The 1,512-nt window shown below is 60.8% G+C and carries 1 protein-coding gene; it reads right to left on the reverse strand.

Annotation, left to right across the window (positions count from 1 at the left end; translation table 11 throughout):
• Window positions 1–179: 179 nt before the first annotated feature.
• Complete coding sequence (locus tag IM265_RS19750; RefSeq protein ID WP_080350976.1) at window positions 180–1,334, reverse strand: IS481 family transposase; 1,155 nt, start codon at window positions 1,332–1,334, stop codon at window positions 180–182.
• Window positions 1,335–1,512: the final 178 nt, after the last annotated feature.

Raw genomic sequence — 1,512 nt, forward strand, 5'->3', positions numbered from 1 at the left:
TCGCCTCGCTTAACTCGCGGTCTGCCGTAACGAGAAGACAGTCTCGATGAGTCGTACTGGGACAGGTAAAAGCAAAACGGCAACCTCGTTGCCGTTTTTGGTGTTTGTTCCCTCTCCCCTGTGGGCTGTACAGTCCGGGGACATGGTAGACAGGTGTTCGGGGACATGGTGAACACTTTTTAACATCCTTTACCCATGGTGATCGACTTTTTCTTCAGGTCGATCACCCCCACTTTCGTGCTGTACCACCACACTTCATAGCAGCCGTCATCCTGCGTCTCCCTCAGCCCGACCCGTTCTCCCCTGAACGCCTTGCCTGCGCTCAGACTGACACCCTGTATGCTCAGCTTTCCGCTGACATCCACTTTCCTGACCTTCACCCCTTCATCGTATTCAGGTGGCGTTACGCTGCCGCTGTACTGCCGGGCAGACGGCTGATAACGCGAGGCCGGTACCGCCATATCCAGCGCCTCGTGCGGGCGTTCAAGGTTGTACACCGTGCGCCAGTGATCGAAAGCGCGTTGCAGCTCTCCGCTGTCCGCGAACCATTTTCCCTGCAGCACTTCCGCCTTCAGGCTGCGGTGAAAACGCTCCAGCTTGCCCTGCGTCTGCGGATGATAAGGCCGGGAGTGCCCCACCCGGATACCGTGGCGCATCAGCCACAGCTCCAGCGCCGTCCAGGTGCCGGTGGTGTCGCCCCACGGTGAGCCGTTGTCCATCGTCATCCTGTCCGGCAGGCCGTAGCGTTCAAACGCGCTGACCAGCTGCTGCTGCACGGTCTCGCGCCGTTCATCGGTACAGTGCGCCAGGCACAGGGAAAAACGGGAGTGGTCGTCCAGCAGGGTGAGCGGATGGCAGCGGCCACCGCCAAAGGGAAAGTGGCCCTTAAAATCCATCTGCCAGAGCCGGTTCGGCGCGTCATGTTCGAAGCGTCCCGTAGCCGGAACGCCCGGTGATGCGCCCGGCAGCAGACCGTGACGGGCCATCAGATTATGGACGGTGCTGAAGGCGGGCATACGGTGCCCCTGGTCTTCAAGCCAGCGCTTAATCTTGCGGGCGCCCCAGCGTTGATGACGGTCATGCGCCATGCGCAGCAGGGCCGTGATGTCGTCAGATGAGCGGTTCGGGGAATGATGAGGTGCGCGGGAGCGGTCCTGAAGTCCGGAGGCACCTTCCTCAGCCCAGCGCTGAAGCCACTTGTAGCCGGTGGCAGGAGAAATGCCGAACTGACGGCAGAGGAAACGGATGTTCGCCCCGTCCTGCGAGGCGAACAGCACAAACTCGGTACGTAATGACATGGTATCTCTCGCATCCCAGGGCATAAGCGACTCCATAAACGGGTTCTTATGCCTCAGTTGTAAGTGTCTACCATGTCCCCGAACAAGTGTTCACTATGTCCCCGGACCGTACAGGGGAGAGGGTCAGGGTGAGGGGGTTACGCCTCAGGCAGTTCCGCCAGCGGCCAGCGCGGACGCACGGACACGCTCAGGTCGGACGTTGCCCCCCCATTCA

Origin of the sequence: Enterobacter cloacae complex sp. P17RS (assembly GCF_014895885.1) — a bacterium.
GTDB lineage: Bacteria > Pseudomonadota > Gammaproteobacteria > Enterobacterales > Enterobacteriaceae > Enterobacter > Enterobacter bugandensis.